Genomic DNA, 1,803 nt, shown 5'->3' with positions numbered 1-1,803 from the left:
AAAAACTAAATTCATAAAATAATAATGTATTTAGATTGTAAAAAATTAATTCTAATAACTACTTAAAATATTATTCATAGTTTTAAAAATGTATATAATTTTTAATAAATTTAAATTGTTTAATATAAATAAAAATTGTATATTTTATTAAAAAATAAAAAAGACTCAACTACATTACTGTAATCAAGCCCTCATTTAATTTATTAGATTAGAATTAATTAGGATTTTTCAAGTTACAATCCTCTGAGTAAACTCTTCCTTCATCATAATATAATGGCATTTTATCCACTCTGTATGTTTGAAATGGTAAATCTAATCTGAATAAAACATTTTTAGTATCTTTTTCTACTTCTAAAATTCTAGCAGGAGGCACAGCATAACAAAGCAATAAATTTTGATAATTTTCACCTGTAAAATCTACATCTGACATAATTTGTGAATATAAAGAAGGATCTCTATATTCATAAACTTTTTGAGCTTGATAATTACCATGAGTACCTATTATTTTATATTCTACATATCTTGACCCTAATCCAGTTGGATTATTACCTCTATAATCAGCATTATCAAACATACCTAAATTACCATTTTTATGTAAAAATAAAGCATGCTGATGTTTAGGCCCATCAGTCAATACATCTCCTTTAACTCTATATGGTTCTAAAGATTTAAGATCTTTAAGATGCTTATCATACGGAACAAGTCCATCCCCGCCTGATCCAATATTATTTATTAAATTATTATCTGCTATCCACCATTTTAATTTCCAGTCTGTATAATATATTGCCAATATTCCTCTTTGTCTTAAGGAAACATACATAATATCTTCGTTAGAATCATATACTAAAGAATTAAAATGAGCCCAATCAACTATTTTTTGTTGTCCACTGCTATCTTTATAAATATTATTTACATCCTCAGAAAATACTATCTGTTTAAATACAGACTCATCCTCAGGATATTTTTCTAAATCTAAAGCATTTTGTATTACTTTACCAAAATTTAATTCTCTTACTTTAGAACCCGTACTATTTATTTCTACTAATTTATCCTCATATCCCCAAGTAGAATATGATGTGTAAAAATAATTATTATCAACTTTTATTGCATCATGATGAGTACCTGTTGGATAATCTAATGTTACTGTTCCCAATAAATCAACATTTTTTCTAGTATAAGATGGATAGAATATCATTTTTTCATTTTCAATTACAAGTTTTACACCTTTCTCACCAGTCTGTATATATCTTACATAACCATTTTTTGATATTGCTATATTGAATATATAATCCATATCCATTGTAAAATATAACTCAGGATTATTAGGATATTTTTCTTCAGGTAAATTATTGACTATAACATCATACTGTTTCTGTATTGTAATACCATTATATGATAAAGTACCTATACTTACATTTTTTGTTATTATCCTTCCCCCATCATTGACTTCAATGGTATTTTGAGATTCTGAAAACATGCCATGTATCTCAAACTCACTACCATAACCTGCAGGATAAGTATGTATGATATCAGGCTCTCCATATAAACCTTTAACTGTTACTGTTATAGGTGCTGCATTTACACTTTCTGTTGTATAAACTGCTGATAATGGGGTAACTCCATTTGGATCTACAACTATCTCTCCTACTTTTCCAATAGGGCTAGTTGAGGAAGAGTTTGACTTATTATGATTACAGGATAAAGCAAATAAACTTGTAATCAATAAAATAATAGATAATAGTTTTTTCATAATTTATTCTCCTAAAATATTTATATTAATTATTTTTTATACAAGATATTAAC

1 protein-coding gene is annotated in these 1,803 nt (G+C 26.2%); it reads right to left on the bottom strand.

The window, feature by feature from the left end:
• Nucleotides 1-214: 214 nt before the first annotated feature.
• Nucleotides 215-1,750, bottom strand: a complete 1,536-nt coding sequence (locus KQ44_RS13160) for an aryl-sulfate sulfotransferase (RefSeq protein ID WP_096737845.1) — start codon at nt 1,748-1,750, stop codon at nt 215-217.
• Between the last annotated feature and the right edge of the window lie 53 nt (nt 1,751-1,803).

Origin of the sequence: Brachyspira sp. G79 (assembly GCF_002379365.1) — a bacterium.
Lineage (GTDB): Bacteria > Spirochaetota > Brachyspiria > Brachyspirales > Brachyspiraceae > Brachyspira.
This window is presented reverse-complemented; position numbering and strand designations above follow the sequence as displayed.

What these genes read in the sequence shown, in the direction of transcription:
- KQ44_RS13160 (WP_096737845.1), bottom strand. Translation starts at nt 1,750, where the DNA reads ATGAAAAAACTATTATCTATTATTTTATTGATTACAAGTTTATTTGCT.